This is a genomic window from Blastococcus sp. SYSU D01042 (genome assembly GCF_054050515.1).
On the sequence record NZ_JBJGZM010000010.1, the window covers coordinates 1 to 15,753 of the forward strand.

15 protein-coding genes are annotated in these 15,753 nt (G+C 77.4%); 8 read left to right on the top strand and 7 right to left on the bottom strand.

Annotation, left to right across the window (positions count from 1 at the left end; genetic code table 11):
* Positions 1–132 precede the first annotated feature (132 nt).
* Both ACI79H_RS16670 and ACI79H_RS16675 read right to left on the bottom strand, forming a co-directional pair.
* Entirely contained in the window at positions 133–1,380 is a 1,248-nt protein-coding gene (locus tag ACI79H_RS16670; RefSeq protein WP_456555670.1) for an HRDC domain-containing protein, read from the bottom strand.
* A 94-nt stretch (positions 1,381–1,474) separates the two neighbouring features.
* Entirely contained in the window at positions 1,475–2,095 is a 621-nt protein-coding gene (locus tag ACI79H_RS16675; RefSeq protein ID WP_456555530.1) for a DUF3000 domain-containing protein, read from the bottom strand.
* 116 nt (positions 2,096–2,211) lie between these two features.
* Between ACI79H_RS16675 and hemE the strand changes: the two genes are divergently transcribed.
* From hemE to ACI79H_RS16690, 3 genes are read left to right on the top strand one after another with little or no spacing between them, the layout of a single operon-like run.
* Positions 2,212–3,279, top strand: coding sequence for a uroporphyrinogen decarboxylase (gene hemE, locus ACI79H_RS16680; protein ID WP_456555531.1), 1,068 nt, complete (start codon positions 2,212–2,214; stop codon positions 3,277–3,279).
* On the top strand, positions 3,276–4,646 hold the full coding sequence (gene hemG, locus ACI79H_RS16685) for a protoporphyrinogen oxidase (RefSeq protein WP_456555532.1): 1,371 nt from the start codon (positions 3,276–3,278) through the stop codon (positions 4,644–4,646). The genes hemE and hemG overlap by 4 nt, the downstream gene beginning before the upstream one ends.
* 52 nt (positions 4,647–4,698) lie before the next feature.
* Entirely contained in the window at positions 4,699–5,667 is a 969-nt protein-coding gene (locus ACI79H_RS16690; RefSeq protein WP_456555533.1) for a hypothetical protein, read from the top strand.
* Here ACI79H_RS16690 and ACI79H_RS16695 read toward each other — a convergent pair.
* On the bottom strand, positions 5,664–8,498 hold the full coding sequence (locus ACI79H_RS16695) for an ATP-binding protein (RefSeq protein ID WP_456555534.1): 2,835 nt from the start codon (positions 8,496–8,498) through the stop codon (positions 5,664–5,666). The two genes, ACI79H_RS16690 and ACI79H_RS16695, sit on opposite strands and share 4 nt — an antisense overlap.
* A gap of 148 nt (positions 8,499–8,646) precedes the next feature.
* Here ACI79H_RS16695 and ACI79H_RS16700 point away from each other — a divergent pair, with 148 nt between their 5' ends.
* The 3 genes from ACI79H_RS16700 to hemQ all read left to right on the top strand — a co-directional run bounded on the left by ACI79H_RS16700 (position 8,647) and on the right by hemQ (position 10,771).
* Complete coding sequence (locus tag ACI79H_RS16700) at positions 8,647–9,234, top strand: hypothetical protein (protein WP_456555535.1); 588 nt, start codon at positions 8,647–8,649, stop codon at positions 9,232–9,234.
* Positions 9,231–9,749, top strand: a complete 519-nt coding sequence (locus ACI79H_RS16705) for a YceI family protein (RefSeq protein ID WP_456555536.1) — start codon at positions 9,231–9,233, stop codon at positions 9,747–9,749. The genes ACI79H_RS16700 and ACI79H_RS16705 overlap by 4 nt, the downstream gene beginning before the upstream one ends.
* A 293-nt stretch (positions 9,750–10,042) precedes the next feature.
* Positions 10,043–10,771 carry a hydrogen peroxide-dependent heme synthase gene (gene hemQ, locus ACI79H_RS16710; protein ID WP_456555537.1) on the top strand — a complete coding sequence of 243 codons (729 nt, stop codon included), beginning with the start codon at positions 10,043–10,045 and terminating at the stop codon, positions 10,769–10,771.
* 109 nt (positions 10,772–10,880) lie between these two features.
* Here the strand turns inward: hemQ and msrB are convergent, their stop codons facing one another.
* From msrB to ACI79H_RS16725, 3 genes are read right to left on the bottom strand one after another with little or no spacing between them, the layout of a single operon-like run.
* Positions 10,881–11,297 (bottom strand): peptide-methionine (R)-S-oxide reductase MsrB, encoded by a 417-nt coding sequence (gene msrB, locus ACI79H_RS16715; RefSeq protein ID WP_456555538.1) that lies wholly within the window; start codon positions 11,295–11,297, stop codon positions 10,881–10,883.
* A 41-nt stretch (positions 11,298–11,338) separates the two neighbouring features.
* A complete protein-coding gene (locus ACI79H_RS16720; RefSeq protein ID WP_456555539.1) occupies positions 11,339–11,995 on the bottom strand; it encodes a response regulator in 657 nt (218 codons plus the stop codon).
* The gene (locus tag ACI79H_RS16725) at positions 11,988–14,102 is read right to left on the bottom strand and encodes a histidine kinase (protein WP_456555540.1); all 2,115 of its coding nucleotides are present in this window, start codon (positions 14,100–14,102) and stop codon (positions 11,988–11,990) included. Before ACI79H_RS16725 ends, ACI79H_RS16720 begins: the two co-directional genes overlap by 8 nt.
* Before the next feature lie 178 nt (positions 14,103–14,280).
* On the opposite strand from ACI79H_RS16725, the gene ACI79H_RS16730 reads away from it, so the two are divergent.
* The gene (locus ACI79H_RS16730; RefSeq protein ID WP_456555541.1) at positions 14,281–14,919 is read left to right on the top strand and encodes a hypothetical protein; all 639 of its coding nucleotides are present in this window, start codon (positions 14,281–14,283) and stop codon (positions 14,917–14,919) included.
* Between the two features lie 74 nt (positions 14,920–14,993).
* Positions 14,994–15,470, top strand: coding sequence for a hypothetical protein (locus ACI79H_RS16735; RefSeq protein WP_456555542.1), 477 nt, complete (start codon positions 14,994–14,996; stop codon positions 15,468–15,470).
* Positions 15,471–15,535: 65 nt separating this feature from the next.
* Here the strand turns inward: ACI79H_RS16735 and ACI79H_RS16740 are convergent, their stop codons facing one another.
* Entirely contained in the window at positions 15,536–15,739 is a 204-nt protein-coding gene (locus ACI79H_RS16740) for a cold-shock protein (RefSeq protein ID WP_040339721.1), read from the bottom strand.
* Between the last annotated feature and the right edge of the window lie 14 nt (positions 15,740–15,753).

Consider the following 15,753-nt stretch of genomic DNA (forward strand, 5'->3'; position numbering starts at 1 on the left):
GACCCTGGCCACCAGCTGGCGCAACGACGAGAGCGTCCTCGGCGTCGCCAACGCGGTCTCGGGGGGGGGGGGGCCCCCCCCCCCCCCCCCCCCCCCCCCCGCGCCCCCCCCCCCCCCCCCCCCCCCCGGGGGTCAGGCGCGGGTGATCGCGTCGGTGAGCAGGTCGGCGGTCAGGCCGATCTGCCACTCGCGGGCACCGCCGGCCCGGAGCGCCGCGACCATCTCGTCGCGCTCGCGGGGCGCCGGGGGGTGCCACATCAGGCGGCGGACGAGGTCGGGGGAGACCAGGTTCTCCACCGGGACGACGTGCTTGTCCGAGAGCTCGGCCAGGCCCGCGCGGGCGACCTGCAGCCGGGTGGCCGCCGCGGGGTCGCGGTCGGCCCACCGGTTCACCGGGGGCGGGCCGTCACCGGTGCGGCTGTGCGGGGGCAGCTCGTCCTCGGGCAGGGCCTTGCCGCGGACCAGCGCCTGGAACCAGTGCGCGACGAGCCGGCGGTTGGCGCGGCCGCGGAACACCGGCAGCTCCAGCAGGGCGCCCTCGTTCTTCGGGTCGGCCTGCACGGCGGAGACCATCGCCGTGTCGGGCAGCACCCGGCCGGGGGCGACGTCGCGGCGGCGGGCCAGCTCGTCGCGGGCCTCCCAGATCGCGCGCAGCATGCCCAGCTGGCGGCGGCTGCGCAGCCCGTGCACGCCGGAGGTCCGCCGCCACGGGTCGGCCTTCGGCGCCGGGGGGCCGGCGGCCAGGATCGCCTCGAACTCCTGGCGGGCCCAGTCGGTCTTGCCCTGCTCCTCGAGGATCGCGGCCAGCGCGTCGCGGAGGTCCACCAGCACCTCGACGTCCAGCGCGGCGTAGACCAGCCACTCCTCGGGCAGCGGCCGGGTGCTCCAGTCGGCGGCCGAGTGCCCCTTCACCAACGAGTAGCCCAGCAGCGACTCGACGACGGCGCCGAGGCCGACGCGGGGCAGCCCGGCGAGTCGGGCGGCGAGCTCGGTGTCGAACAGCCGGCGGGGGACCAGGCCGATCTCGGCCAGGCAGGGCAGGTCCTGGTTGGCCGCGTGCAGCACCCACTCCGCGTCGCCGATGGCGTCCTGCAGGACCGAGAGGTCCGGCAGCGGGACGGGGTCGACCAGGCCGGTGCCCGAGCCGTTGCGGCGCAGCTGCACCAGGTAGGCGCGCTGGCCGTAGCGGTAGCCCGACGCGCGCTCGGCGTCGACGGCGACCGGCCCGGTGCCCTCGCGCAGGGCCTGGGCGTACTCGACGAGCTGGGTGGAGTTCTCGATGACGGGCGGGAGACCGTCGCGCGGGGCCAGCAGCGGAACGGCGGTGCTCTCCTCGACCGCACCGTCCGTCGCCGGCCGGGGCGTGGGCTCGGTGCTCAGTTGCCGTCCACCTTCTCGCCGGTCCTCGTCGGTCGGCGCCGCGCGGAGGCCGCTGCGCCGGTACCGATGTTAGAGAGTCTCGCTGCCGGACCGGTCAGCGACTCTCCCCGCCCGGTCCGAGGAGGCGCACGCCGGGCGGTGGCAGGCCGGCCGCGTTGGCCAGCACCTGGAGCCAGGCCTGCAGGTGCTTGTCCAGCGAGGTGTCGCCGGCGGTCCAGGACGCGCGCATCTCGACGTCCACCGAGTGCTCGGGCCCGGCGAGCTCGCCGAAGCGGGTCGAGGCGGTGCGGGTGACCGTGCCGCCGACGGTGGTGTGCGCGGCGCCGGTCTCGGCGAGGGCGTCGGTGAGCCAGCTCCAGGCGACCTCGGAGAACATCGTGTCGTCGACGAGCTCCTCGTCGGTCTCCGCGGAGAGGTAGCCGACGCACCGCGTCGTGCCGTTCCAGGTCTCGTGGCCGGCCGGGTCGTGCAGGACGATGAACCGCGCGCTGGCGATCTGGACGTCCTCGTCGCCGTCCCGTTCGCTCACCGAGGCGCCGAGGGCGTGCGCGAAGGGGGCCAGCCGCTGGGGCGCCGGGATGTGCTCCAGGACGATCTCCGGGCGGGCGCGCACGCGGTCCAGGGCGTCCAGGGCTGCCCGGAACGCGGCGGGGACGTCGTCCCCGCGCGGGTCCTTGCCCTTGTTCCCGGCCCCGGCCAGGATGTGCGGCTCCACGTGCGCAGGGTAGGTCGCGGACTAGCACATCGCGTCCGACGCGCCGCACGCGTCCCCGACTCACCGGGCGACGCGCCGGGAACGGACCGCTCCGTCGTCTGGGAGACTCGGCCCCCGTGAGCTCCTCCACCCCGGGCCCGTCGACGTCCCCGGCCGACTCCGACCTCGTCCGCGCCGCCCGAGGGCTGCCGGTCACCCGCACCCCGGTGTGGTTCATGCGCCAGGCGGGGCGCTCGCTGCCGGAGTACCGCAGCCTCCGCGCCGGCACCGCGATGCTCGACGCCTGCCAGGACCCCGACATGGTCACCGAGATCACCTTGCAGCCGGTCCGCCGGCACGGGGTCGACGCGGCGATCCTCTTCTCCGACATCGTGCTGCCGCTGGTCGTCGCCGGGATGGACGTCGAGATCAAGCCCGGCATCGGCCCGGTCATCGCGAACCCGGTCCGCTCGGTCGCCGACGTCGACGCGCTGCCCCCGCTGGAGCCCGACGCGCTGGGCTTCCTGCAGACGGCGGTGCGGCGGTTGGTCGCCGAGCTCGGCGGCACGCCGCTGATCGGCTTCGCCGGGGCGCCGTTCACCCTGGCCACCTACCTGATCGAGGGCGGGCCCTCCAAGGAGCACGCCCGCACCAAGGCGTTCATGTACGCCGAGCCCGAGGCGTGGGGCCGGCTGCTCGACAAGCTCGCGGTGTCGGCGGCGATCTTCCTGCGGGCCCAGGTCGACGCCGGTGCGGTCGCGGTGCAGCTGTTCGACTCGTGGGCCGGCGTGCTGTCGGCCGCCGACTACGCCGAGCGGGTGCTGCCCTTCTCGCGGTCGGTGTTCGACGGGCTGGGCGACCGGGACGTCCCGCGCATCCACTTCGGCGTGGGCACCGGCGAGCTGCTGCCGCTGATCGGGGACGCCGGGGCCGACGTCGTGGGCGTCGACTGGCGGATCCCGCTGGACGAGGCCGCCCGCCGGGTGGGCCAGCAGCGCTCGCTGCAGGGCAACCTCGACCCCGCCGTCCTGCTGGCCGACCGGGCCACCGTCGACCGGGAGGTGCGCCGGGTCGTCGAGCAGGGCAAGGCGGCGCGGGGCCACATCTTCAACCTGGGCCACGGCGTCCTGCCCGACACCGACCCCGGCGTGCTCACCCACGTCGCCGAGCTGGTCCACGAGCTGACGGAGGCCTCTCCCCGATGAGCCGGCTCGTCGTCGTCGGCGCCGGCATCACCGGCCTGGCCGCCGCCTTCGAGTGGCGGCGCCGCCGGCCCGACGACGAGATCGTCGTCCTGGAGGCCGGCGACCGGATCGGCGGGAAGCTGCACCGCGTCGAGCTGGCCGGCCACTGGTACGACACGGGCCCCGAGGCGATGCTGGCCCGCGTCCCGGACGCGGTCGAGCTGGTCGAGGCGCTGGGGCTCGGCGACCGGCTGGTCGCCCCCGCCACCACGCAGGCGTCGGTGGTGCTGCCCGGCGGCCGGCACCCGCTGCCGCCGGGCACGGTCCTCGGCGTCCCGGCCGAGGCCGAGGGCCTGGAGGGCTTCCTGTCCGCGGACGGCGTGGCGCGGGTGCGCGCCGAGGCCGACCTGCCCCCCGTCCGCCTCGACGGCGACGTCGCCGTCGGTGCGCTGCTGCGCGAGCGCCTGGGCGACGAGGTGGTCGACCGGCTGGTCGAGCCGCTGCTCGGCGGCGTCTACGCCGGGCGCGCCGACGAGCTCTCGCTGCAGGCCACCATGCCGGCCCTGGCCGCGCACCTGCCCGCGGCCGGCTCGGTGCTGGGCGCCGCGGCCGCGGCCCGCGACGCGGGGACCCGCAGCCGCGGTGACGCCGACGGTCCGGTGTTCGTCACCGTCGCCGACGGCATCGGCTCGCTGCCCGCCGCGCTGGTCGCGGCCAGTGGCGCCCACGTCCGGCTGCGCACCCCGGCCCACGGGCTGCGGCGGACGGCGGCCGGCTTCGAGCTGTCGGTGGGCTCCGCGGCCGAGCCGGAGCTGCTGACCGCCGACGCGGTGATCGTCACCGCTCCGGCCGGCAAGGCCGCCCGGCTGCTGCGCGAGGCCGTGCCCGGCGCGGTCGAGCCGCTGCTGGGCATCCCGTACGCGTCGATGGCCGTGGTCGCGATGGCGTTCCCCGCCCAGGAGATCGCCGCCGGGTCCGGGCTCCTCGTGCCGCCGGTGACCGGCCGGCTGGTCAAGGGCGTGACGGTGTCGTCGGCCAAGTGGCCGCACCTCGCCGGGGGGGAGGCGCTGCTGGTCCGGTCCTCGGTCGGCCGCTTCCGCCAGGAGGGCGACCTGCAGCGGGACGACGACGAGCTCGTCGGCGCCGTGGTCGACGACGTCGCCGACCTGCTGGGCCTGGCCCGCCCCGAGCCGCTGCAGACGGCGCTGGTCCGCTGGGGCGGCGGGCTGCCGCAGTACCTGGTCGGCCACCCGGCGCGGGTGGCGGCGGTGCGTGCGGCGGTGGCCGGGGTGCCCGGCCTGGAGGTGGCCGGCGCGGCGTTCGACGGCGTGGGCGTGCCGGCCTGCATCCGCGACGCGCGTCGGGCAGTGGCCGCGCTCGCGGGCTGATCCACCCGGTCCGCCGGTTGCCGATCCCCCCGCGCCCCACGAGGGTCGGGGCATGACCGGGACCTTCCTCCGCGGACTGGCCGCCGGCGCGGCCGGCACCGTCGCGCTCGACGCCGTCAACCACCTCGACATGGCGGTGCGCGGCCGGCCGGCCAGCACCGTGCCCGAGCGGATCGTCGACGCCGTCGCCGAGCGCGTCGGCCGCCCGGTGCCCGGCGCCGGGGAGACCCGGCGGTCCCGACGCTCCGGACTGGCCGCCCTCGCGGGGCTGGCCAACGGGCTCGGCGTCGGGGTGCTGGCCAGCGCCGCCCGGTCCTCCGGCGTGCGGTTCCCCGCCCCGGTGGGCGCGGTGCTGGCGGGCGCGGCGTCCGCGGCCGCCACCGACCTCGCCATCGCGCAGCTGGGCGTGGACGACCCGCGCGGCTGGACCCGGGACGAGTGGATCGCCGACGCGGTGCCGCACCTGGCCTACGGCATGGCCGTGCAGGGCGTGCTCGAGGCGCTGCCCACCGACCGGGAGAACCGCACCCCGCGCCGGCCCGCGAGCGCCGCGGTGGTGCTCCGCTCCGCGCTGCTCGGGCTGGCCGCCGGCAGCCGCAGCAGCCTCGGCTTCGCCGGGCCGATCCTCAGCGCGCCGCGGGGCACCGGCCCGGGCCGCGCCACCGGAGCGGCCAAGGTGGCGACGCTGACCGCGCTGGGGGCGGAGTTCGCCGCGGACAAGCACCCGGCGGCGCCCTCGCGGCTCAGCGGCGCCGGGTTGCCCTCGCGCCTGGTCGGTGGCGCGGAGGGCGGCGCGCGCCTGGCCACCCGGTCCGGCGCCAACGGCGCGCTGCCGGCGACGGCGGGCGCGGCAGCCGCGGTGGCCGGCTCCCTCGCCGGGGCCGCCTGGCGGCGGTGGGCCGGTGCCCGCATGCCGGCCCCCACCGCCGCCCTGGTCGAGGACGGCGTCGCGCTGGCGCTGGCCGCGGTCGCCTGCCTGCCCGGCCGGTCCCGCCCGGTCCTGGTCGCCGTGCCGCGCTAGCCCCCGGAGGTCAGCACCGCGATCTCGGTCCGGTTCGCGGCGCCCAGCTTGGTCAGGATGTTGCGCACGTGGGTCTCCACGGTGCGCTCGGAGAGCACCAGCCGGTCGGCGATCTGCCGGTTGGTCAGCGCGGCCGCCACGAGCCCGGCGATCTGGCGCTCCCGCTCGGTCAGCGGATCGGCCGCGCGCCGGGCCGCGGCCACGGCGTCGGCCAGGGCCGCCGCCTCCCGCGCCGGTCCCGGCATGCCGAGCCGCACCGCCTCCTGGCGGGCGGCCGACGCCGCATCGGCGGCGCGCGGCAGGTCCGCGGACCGGCCGCGGCGCAGCAGCGCACCGGCCAGCCCGAGCCGGTCGTGCACCACGGCCGGGCGTGCGCCGGTGCCGGTGTCGACGGCCAGCGCCTCCTCGAAGCAGCCGACCGCCTCGTCCAGCCGGCCGCGGACCACGGCCAGCCGCCCGAGCAGCGAGGTGAGCGAGCCGCAGCAGTAGACCCCCGCTCCGCCGGCGGCGATCGGGCGGGCCGCGATGAGGCCGGCCAGCACCTCCGCGGTCGCCGGGTCGGCGAACTCCTCGACCAGCGGCACCAGGTTCGTCGGGACGCCGCTGGACGCGGCGAAGTCGGGATCGGCGAGGCGCCCGCGCAGGTCGTCGTAGCGCGCCGCGGCCTCGTCCCGCTCCCCTCGCAGGAGAGCCACGAGCGCCCGGGTGACCAGCACGATCGGGACGTCGCCGGCGAGGTCGAGCAGGTGCAGGGCGGCGTCGTCCCAGAGGGGGTCGCCGGTGACCAGCGCGTGCTGCAGCAGGAACGCCCCGGACATGCCGGCGGTGGAGAGGTCCTGCGCGAGGTCGCGGGCGCCCAGTACGCGGGCCTCCTCGTTGAGCGCCAGCGCCTCCGGGAAGCGGCCCACGAGCGCGGCGACCGAGGCGCGCAACCGGAGGTCGTGCCAGCGGACCAGCGGCAGCCCGGTCCGCCGGGCCAGCGCCGCGATCCGCGCCAGCTCCTCCTCGGTGGTGGTCAGGTCGCCGGTCTCCAGCGCCGCGTCGATCCGCCACTTCGCGCCCCACAGCTCGACCAGGGGCTGCCCGGTCGCGCCCGCGTGCTCGATGGCGAGCCGGCCCAGCCGCAGCCGCTCGGCAGGCGGCAGGGCGTCCACGCTGACCTTCATCCGGGCGCGGACGGCGTCCAGGACCGCCTCGGGATCACCCGCGGCCTCGGCCAGCTCGAGCGCCTCGGCGGAGAGCTCCGCGGACGCCGCGAGGCGGCCGGCGTCGGCCTGGGACGACGCCATCTGCGCGAGCAGGCGGGCCCGCAGGACGGGGGAGCCGGCGACGTCCGGCTCGGCCAGGGCCCGCTCGCACAGCGCCATCACGGCCGGTGGGAAGCCGGGGGCCGCGACGTCGTGCACGGCCAGCGCGGCCGCCACGAGCAGGTCCGACCGCGCCCGGCCGGCCACCGCCTCGGACGCCGCGACCGCGTGCTCGAGGCCCTCGGCGAATCGGCCGGCGCGGTACTCGGTACCGGCCAGCTCGACGAGCAGCTCGGCCCGCTGCTCGGGGTCGCAGCCGGCGCGCTCGAGGGCGTCCAGCGCCGTCCGCAGGAAGGCGGCCGCCTCCTCGAAGGCGAGCGACCGCGTCGCGGCGGCCGAGGCGCGCCGGGCCCAGCCCGCCGCCCGCAGCAGGGCGGCGGGGTCCGCGGAGGCGCGCAGCCAGTGGCCGGCGACCACGCCCGCGGTGGTGTCGTCGACGCCGACCGCGCCTTCCCACGCCTCCGCGATGCGCCGGTGCAGGGCCTCCCGGGTGCTGGGCGCGAGGTCGGCGTAGACGCCGTCGCGCACGACGGCGTGCACGAAGCGGCGGCGGCCCGGGGTGTCGGGCACGGGAGCGAGCACGCCGGCCTGCACCGCGGCGTCCAGGCCGCGGCGGACGTCGTCCTCCGGGCGCCCGGTCACGGCCGCGAGGAGCCCGGGGCGCACCTCCTCGCCCAGGACCGCGGCGACCACCAGCAGCTCGGCGACGTCGGGTGGGAGGGCGGCCAGCGCGGCGCGGACGGCGTGCCGCAGCGCTGCGGACGCCGGGGCGTCGTCCGGCGTGCCGCCGGCCGCGGTCAGCGCCCGCAGGTACAGGGGGTTTCCCCCGCACCGGCGGTGCAGGCCGCGCACGGTGCCGGGCGGCACCGGAACCGGCGCGACGGCGCCCAGGTAGCGGCCGACGTCGTCCTCGGCGAGCGGGCCGAGCTCGATCAGCTCGGTCCCCGGCCAGCGCAGGAGGTCGGGCAGTGCGGCGGCGAGGTGCTCGGCGGCGCTCGGGCCGGCGGGGTCCCGGTAGGTGCCCAGCACGAGCAGTCGCGACCGGTGCAGCTCGCCGGCCAGGTGGCGGAGCAGCCGCAACGAGGTCGGGTCGGCCCAGTGCAGGTCCTCGAGGACGACGACCAGGCCGGTCGGCTCGGCGGAGGCGACCAGCGCCTCCGTCGCCGCGGTCACGAGGCGGAACCGGGCCACCTCGGGATCGTCGGCGGTGCCGTCCACCGCGGCCAGCGCGTCGCCGACCGCCGCGGCCACCTCCGGGCGGGCGCGCAGCACCCGGCGCCAGGGCCACAGCGGCGGGGCTCCGGGGTCGTCGACGCAGCGACCCCACACCACGGGCACCGGGACGCCGGCGAGCGCCTCCTCGACCGTGCGCGTCTTGCCGATGCCCGCCGGACCGGCCACCAGGACGAGCCCGCCCGAGCCGGCCCGGGCGCCGTCGAGGAGCGCGCGGACGCGGACCAGCTCGACGTCCCGGCCGACGAAGGGACCCCGGTGCGCGCCCGGGGGAGGCCCGGCCTCCGGCACCCCGAGAGCATCCCACCGGTGCGGGCGCCTGCGTACGGGAATTGCGTACCGCATCTGCGTGGCAGCACTGATGCCCGGCGGCCGGCGGCGGCGGAGGGTCGACCCGTGCCGGACCGGTCGGCGGTCCGCTCGGAGGAAGGAGGACCCCGTGCACGCGACGATCCACCGGTTCCGGCGGTGGCCGGACGAGGACCCCGGTTCCTGGGCCCGCGGTCTGCTCGCCGGGCTGACCGGCGCCGGGCAGGAGGACGCCTGCGTCCTCGGCCGGCTCGACGGCTCCGACGGCCTGCTGCTCGCGCTGTGGCGCAGCGCCGCGGACGCCGCTGCCGCCGGCACCCCCGACCCCGGCTTCCTGACCGCGGTCGGCGGCTACGACGTGGTCGCCGGCACCGCGGGTGCGGCGGCGGGCGCGGCACCGGAGTTCGCGCAGGTGCTGTGGTTCCCCGGCGGCGACGCGGCGCGGACCGACGCCGCCATCCGGGCCGGCCGCGAGCGCATCGAACCGGCCGTGCGGCACGTCGACGGCGTCGTCGGCACGCACGTGCTGCGCGGTGACGACGACGCCCTGGTGGTGTTCACGCTCGTGACGGCGCTGCCCGTGCTGGACGACATCCGGCGGGCGGTCTTCGCCACCGACCTGCTGCCCTGGGAGGACCCGGCGCTGGTGAGCGACCCGGAGCGGGTGGACGTCGACCGGGTGCTGCACGCCCGGCTCGCGGCGGGAGCCCGGTCGTGATCGCCGCGCCGCGGACGCCGGCCTCGACGCGCACCCACGCGGTCTCCGACACCCGCACCTCGGTGCGCTTCACCGTGCGCAACCTCGGCATCCCGGTCCAGGGCTCCATCGCGCTGAGCTGCGGGGAGATCGAGGTGGACGACGACGGTGCACCGGTGCGGGCGCGGGCCGAGTTCGACCTGGCCAGCCTGGACACCGGCGTCACCCGCCGGGACGTGGACCTGCGCCGTGCCCGGTTCCTCGCCGTCGACCGCCAGCCGGTGATGGTCTGGACGTGCGACCGCTTCACCCGCGGCGCCGAGGGCTGCTGGCTGGCGGCGGGCATCCTCGTCGTCCGCGGCACCGCGACGCCGCTGGAGGTCGCCGGCGTCGCGGAACCGGCGGACGGCGGGACGCTGGTGCGGGCGGCGGCGACCCTCGACCGCCGGGCGGTGGGCATCCGGGCGCCGCGGGTGCTGGTCGGCCGGGTGGTGCAGATCGAGATCGACGCCTGGCTGGCCGCGCCGGGGCAGTAGCAGGGGACCGTGGTCGGCGCCACGGTCGGGCGCGGGCATCGGCGGAGGCGCGCCGGTGTTGCACTGGCCGTGAGCAACGTGCACCACGCGAACACCGTTCCCGCCCCGCGATCCCGACCCGCCGCCCGCTGCCTGCGCCACTCCGTGTGGCTGGCCGCCTGCGGCGACTGCCGCGAGGCGCACGCCGACCTCCTCGGGGGCCGGCGCGCCGCCCGCACCTCCCGCTGAACCGGAACCGCCCGCGACCCGCACCGGGTCGCGGGCGGTCCCGCGTCACGGGGGATGATGGGCGCATGACCGAGCAGACCGGGCAGCAGACCGACGAGCGCAGCATCGGCAAGCGGGCGAACGAGCTCAACGCCAGCATCCGCTACACGATGTGGTCGGTGTTCCGGCTGGCCCGCCCGCTGGCCGACGACGTGCGCAGCGCCGCCGCGGACGAGGCGGCCGCGCTGGTCGAGGAGCTGGCCGGCAAGGACGTCGTCGTCCGCGGGGTCTACGACGTCGCGGGCCTGCGGGCCGACGCCGACCTGATGGTCTGGTGGCACTCCTCGACGCCGGAGGCGCTCCAGGAGGCCTACACCCGGCTGCGCCGCACCCAGCTGGGCCGGCACCTGGACCCGGTGTGGTCGCAGATGGCGCTGCACCGGCCGGCCGAGTTCAACCGCAGCCACATCCCGGCGTTCCTGGCCGACGAGGAGCCGCGCCGCTACGTGTGCGTCTACCCGTTCGTGCGCTCCTACGAGTGGTACCTGCTCCCCGACGAGGAGCGCCGCGACATGCTCAAGGAGCACGGCATGCAGGCGCGGCCCTACCCGGACGTGCGGGCCAACACCGTGGCCTCGTTCGGGCTCGGTGACTACGAGTGGATGCTCGCCTTCGAGGCCGACGAGCTGCACCGCATCGTCGACCTCATGCGCGACCTGCGGGCCAGCCGCGCCCGCCGGCACGTGCGCGAGGAGATCCCGTTCTACACCGGGGTCCGCAAGCCGATCGCCGAGCTGGTCCGCGACCTCGCCTGACCCGATCCCTGCTTTTCCGCGGAAAGGCGGGGCGCTTCTCCGCGGAAAAGCGGGACGAGGGCGGCCACCGGGCATCCGGTGACCGCCCTCGGCCGCGTGCGGGGTGGGCTCAGCTCGCGGGCTGGAGCCGGATCGAGACGCTGTTGATGCAGTAGCGGTCGCCGGTGGGCGTCTGCGGGGCGTCGTCGAACAGGTGGCCCAGGTGGCTGTGGCAGCTGGCGCACAGCACCTCGGTGCGGAGCATCCCGTAGCTGCGGTCCTCGCGCAGGATCACGTTGTCCTCGGCCGAGGCCTCGTAGAACGAGGGCCAGCCGCAGTGCGAGTCGAACTTGGTCTCGGAACGGAACAGCTCGGCGCCGCAGGCCCGGCACTCGTAGACGCCGACGGCCTTCGTGTCGACGTACTCACCGGTCCACGCGCGCTCGGTGCCGGCCTGGCGGAGCACCGCGTACTCCTCCGGCGACAGCTGCGCCCGCCACTCCTCGTCGGTCTTCTGCACCTGGGGCTGCTGGGAGGAGGTCGTCATGCCTACGGGAACGGGCCCGGCGGGGTCGCCATTCCCGCCGCTCAGCGGCCCAACCCGGCATCCCGGGCCCGCACGATGGCCTCCGCCCGGTCGGTGACCTGCAGCTTGGCCAGCACGTTGGACACGTTGTTGCGCACCGTCTTCGGGGACAGGTAGAGGGCGGCGGCGATCTGCGCGTTGGTCCGCCCGGCCGCCACCAGGTCCAGGACCTCGCGCTCGCGGGCGGTCAGCTGGGGGAAGGCCGTCTCGGGGCCGGCCGGGCCGGCGCTGAAGAACTCGGCGATCCGCCGGGCCAGCGCGGCACCGAACACCGCGCCGCCCCCTGCCACCGTGGTGATGGCCCGCACCACCTCCTCCTGGTCGGCGCCCTTGAGCAGGTAGCCCCGGGCCCCGGCGCGGACGGCGGAGAAGACCGTGCCGTCGTCCTCGCTCATGGTCAGCACCACCACACCGGTCGACGGCGACTCCGAGGTGATCGCCCGGGTCGCCGCGATGCCGTCCATCCCGGGCATCTGCACGTCCATGACGACGACGTCGGGCTGCTCCCCCCGGGCGCAGCGCACCGCCGCGGCGCCGTCGGCGGCGGTGCCCACGACCGACAGCCCGGGCACCGAGCCCAGCAGCACCGCGAGCCCGTCCCGGTAGACGGGGTGGTCGTCGACGACCAGCACCCGCAGCGGTTCCTCGACCTCAGCCATCACCGGCTCCTCCCGCGGGCAGCACCGCCCGCACCACCGTGCCGCCGTCGGGCGGGCACTCGACCGTGCACGACCCGCCCAGCTCGGCGGCGCGCTCCCGCAGCGACACGAGCCCCACCCCGGCCGGGGCGTCCGCCGCGATGCCGACGCCGTCGTCGGCCACCGCGACCACGAGCGCGCCGCCGTCCCGCGCGAGCGAGACGTCCACCCGGCTGGCGTGCGCGTGCCGCGCGACGTTGACCAGCGCCTCGGACGCGATCCGGTACGCGGCGACCTCGACGGCGGCGGGCAGGTCGCCGAGCTCGTCGGCGACCACGGCGGCGGTCAGCACGGGCGGCAGCACCCGCTCGGCCTGCGAGCGGACCGCCCCGGCCAGGCCGAGGTCGTCCAGCGCCGGCGGGCGCAGGTCGTGCACCAGTCGCCGGACGTCGGCCAGCGCCGCGGCGACGTCGTCCCGCGCCCTGCGGAGCACCCGGTCGGCCTCCTCCGGCCGGTCGGCGGCCAGGTTGCGGGCGGTGTCGATGCGCAGCACGACCGCACCGAGGCTGGGCCCGAGGCCGTCGTGCAGGTCGCGGCGCAGCCGGCGCCGCTCCTCCTCGCGGGCCGCGACCAGCTGCTCGCGGCCGGCCTGCAGCTGCGCTGCCAGCGAGCTGGCGCGGGCCGCGGCGGCGGCCTGCCGGACGACGTCGGCGAGCAGCCGCTCGTCGCGGGTGAGCAGGGCGGCGCGGACGCCGTGCCGGGGGAGCAGCAGCCGGCCGACCGGCTCACCGCGGTAGGCGATGGGCAGCGCGCGCACGGCGTCCGGCCGCTCGCCGTGCTCGGCGAGCACCCGCTCCCCGTCGACCGAGGTGACCTCGACCCCGACGTAGGGGGACCGGAACGCCTCGGCGACCGCCCCCGCGACGGCCATGAGCTGCTGATCGGCACCGTCGCTGCGCTCGAGCCGCTCGGCAAGGCCCGACACCACGCGGTAGGGGTCCTCGCGCTCCCCGAGCACCCACCGGCGGACCAGGCGCCACAGCGCTGCCCGGAGCGGCACGTAGGCGACGGCGAGCACCAGCAGCGTCAGGAGCAGGGCGTCGCGCTCCTCGGAGCGGTCGCCGAGCAGCACGCCGGCCGAGCCGAGCACGAGCAGGTCCAGGGCGACGACGCCGGCGGCCAGCCCGCCGTAGACCAGCGTGCCGCCCAGCAGCCGGTCGATGTCGACCGCCCGGGGCCGGAGGATGCCGAGCGTGATGGCCAGCCCGGTCAGTCCGATGGCCAGCGCCAGGTCGAGGCTGATCCGCGTCGACGGGAAGAGCAGCGCGCCGAGCACGACCAGCGCGTCGACGACGCCGGCCCACAGCAGCCAGCGCATCCGCCGCCGGTCCTCGCCCTCGGCCGCGCGCAGCCGGTGGACGACGACGGCGAGCGGCAGCAGGATGCCGACCGCGTTCAGCGGGAAGGCCAGGTGCAGCAGCGGCAGCACCAGCCCCTCGGGCAGCGGCACGCTGGTCGGATCCAGGTTCAGGTCGCGGAAGGGCTCGGGCATGTCGGTCCCGGCCCGCCGGTCCAGGACGTCGGCCGGGGTGGTCACCACCAGCACCGGCAGCAGCGCCGCGCAACCGAGCGCGACCAGGGAGACGGTGCGCCACCGCCCCGCGGGCAGCCGGCCGGCGGGGTAGAGCAGGAGCAGCAGCGGCAGGCCGAGCAGGAGGAAGGCGCCGAACCGCTGCACGAACCAGAACGCCAAGGAGGCGCCCGGAAGCGACGGCTCGCGCTGCACCGCGTAGGTGAGCCAGGACGAGGCGAGCCCGTCGAGCGCCCAGAACAGCGCGGCGCCGGCGACCACCCAGGAGACGGCGTTGCGCGGCGCGCGGCCGAGCAGCAGCGCGCCGGGGACGGCGAGCAGCAGGCCGGACAGCCCGATCTCCCAGCCGGTGCCCGAGTCGACCGCCTCCCGGGCGGCGTGCGAGGTGGCCAGGTCCAGCGCCGCGCTGGCCAGGACGGCGGCGAGGGTGGCGGCCGCGACGGCCCAGCCGACCACGGGCGCGACGCGCTCCAGCCGGGAGGGCCCCGGCGGGGGCGCCACGGGCGCGACGGCGTCGTCGGGGCTGCGGACCTGCACGCGCGGATCATGCCGGGACCGGCGTCCCGGAGGACAGGGGCGCGGCGTCCCGACCCGGCCGGGACGCCGGCGGGCCCGATCCGGGCGCCCGGCCCCTGGCTGCCCGGGACGCCCGACCACGACGGTTCTCCCAGCGGTGCCACCGGGCACTGCCCGTGCCCCTCCGGAGGACCGAACGATGTCCGTCAACACCAGCCCGCCGACCGCCCGGACCGACACCGCGGCCGCGCACGCGACGGCGGCAGCCGACCCGCTGCGGCCGATCCGGCTCGGCGGCCTGGCGATGGCCGCCGGCGCGGCCTCCTGGGCCGTCGGCTCGATGCTCACCCACGACGTCGACCCGGCCGGCGAGTACCCGCTCTACTACAAGGCCAGCTCGCTGCTGTTCCAGCTCGGGCTGGTGGCGCTGGTCAGCGTCCAGCTGCGCACGCGGGCCACCGGTACCGGCCGGCTGGCCCGCCGCCTGCTGCACGCCGAGCACGTGCTGCTCGGCCTGGCGATCGTCTCCTCGCTCCAGTGGATGGTGGCGCCCGACGTGTCCGAGGACGCGTTCTGGCTGGCCCTCGACGCGTTCTGGCCGCTGTCCATGCTCGGCATGGCGGCGATCGGCATCCGCATCGCGATCGCCGGCCGGTGGCGGGGGCCGGCGCGGATCTGGCCGGCGGTCGCGGAGACGTGGCTGCTGTTCATGATCCCGGCGATGGCCCTGGTGGGCGACGGGGGCAGCGCCTTCGTCAGCGCCGGGCACCTGCTCGTCGGCTACACCGCGCTCGGCCTGATCCTGGCGGTCCGGCCCGAGCTGACCCTCCCGCGGTGACGCGGACGGTGCCCCGCCCCCGTGACCCCGGGGCGGGGCACCGCCGCGTGCCCGGCAGCGGGGAGACTGGCGGGGTGACCACGCCGTCCTCGCCGCCCGACCGGCCCCTGCCCGACACCTGGTTCACCCGGGACCTGCCCGTGCTGCGGGCGATCGCCCGCCTCGTGGACACCCCGGAGCACGGCGGGTCGCCCTACCTGCTGGGCGCGGTGGTGCCGGCGAGCGGGCTGCCGAAGGCCGACGTCGTCGTCGCGGCGAAGGCGCTGGTGTCCGCCGGCTACGTCGAGCCGCTCACCAACCACGCCGGCGACATCGTGCGGATTACCGCGATCTCGGCGGAGGCCCGGCGGCTGGCCGGCCTGTGGCCGACCCCGCAGGGGGAGTGGGAGCGGTTGCTGGAGCAGGCGAGCGCCCGGGCGGAGAACGCGCCGACCGACGCGGAGCGGCAGCGCTGGCGGGCCTTCGCGGACGCCGCGGCCGCCGTCGGCCCGGACGCCGGGGCGCTGCTCATGCAGGCGCTCGTCGGCGGCTACGTGCCCCGGGCCCGCTGAGGACCCTGGAACGACAGCGCCCCCGCCCGGGATCCGGGCGGGGGCGCTGCGTGCTGATCAGGTGATCAGAGCGGGGTGACGTTCGCAGCCTGCGGGCCCTTCTGGCCCTGCTCGATGTCGAACGCGATCCGCTGGCCTTCGTCGAGCGAGCGGTACCCGCTGGTCTGGATGGCCGAGTAGTGGACGAACACGTCGGGTCCGCCACCGTCAGGAGTGGCGAAGCCGAACCCCTTCTCCGCGTTGAACCACTTGACAGTACCTTCGGGCATTGCTCGCTCCTAGC

Bases quoted from the DNA above. Each gene is read 5' to 3' on its own strand.
- hemG (WP_456555532.1), top strand. From the start codon at position 3,276: ATGAGCCGGCTCGTCGTCGTCGGCGCCGGCATCACCGGCCTGGCCGCC.
- ACI79H_RS16690 (WP_456555533.1), top strand. From the start codon at position 4,699: ATGACCGGGACCTTCCTCCGCGGACTGGCCGCCGGCGCGGCCGGCACC.
- hemQ (WP_456555537.1), top strand. From the start codon at position 10,043: ATGACCGAGCAGACCGGGCAGCAGACCGACGAGCGCAGCATCGGCAAG.
- msrB (WP_456555538.1), bottom strand. From the start codon at position 11,297: ATGACGACCTCCTCCCAGCAGCCCCAGGTGCAGAAGACCGACGAGGAG.
- ACI79H_RS16720 (WP_456555539.1), bottom strand. From the start codon at position 11,995: ATGGCTGAGGTCGAGGAACCGCTGCGGGTGCTGGTCGTCGACGACCAC.
- ACI79H_RS16730 (WP_456555541.1), top strand. From the start codon at position 14,281: ATGTCCGTCAACACCAGCCCGCCGACCGCCCGGACCGACACCGCGGCC.
- ACI79H_RS16740 (WP_040339721.1), bottom strand. From the start codon at position 15,739: ATGCCCGAAGGTACTGTCAAGTGGTTCAACGCGGAGAAGGGGTTCGGC.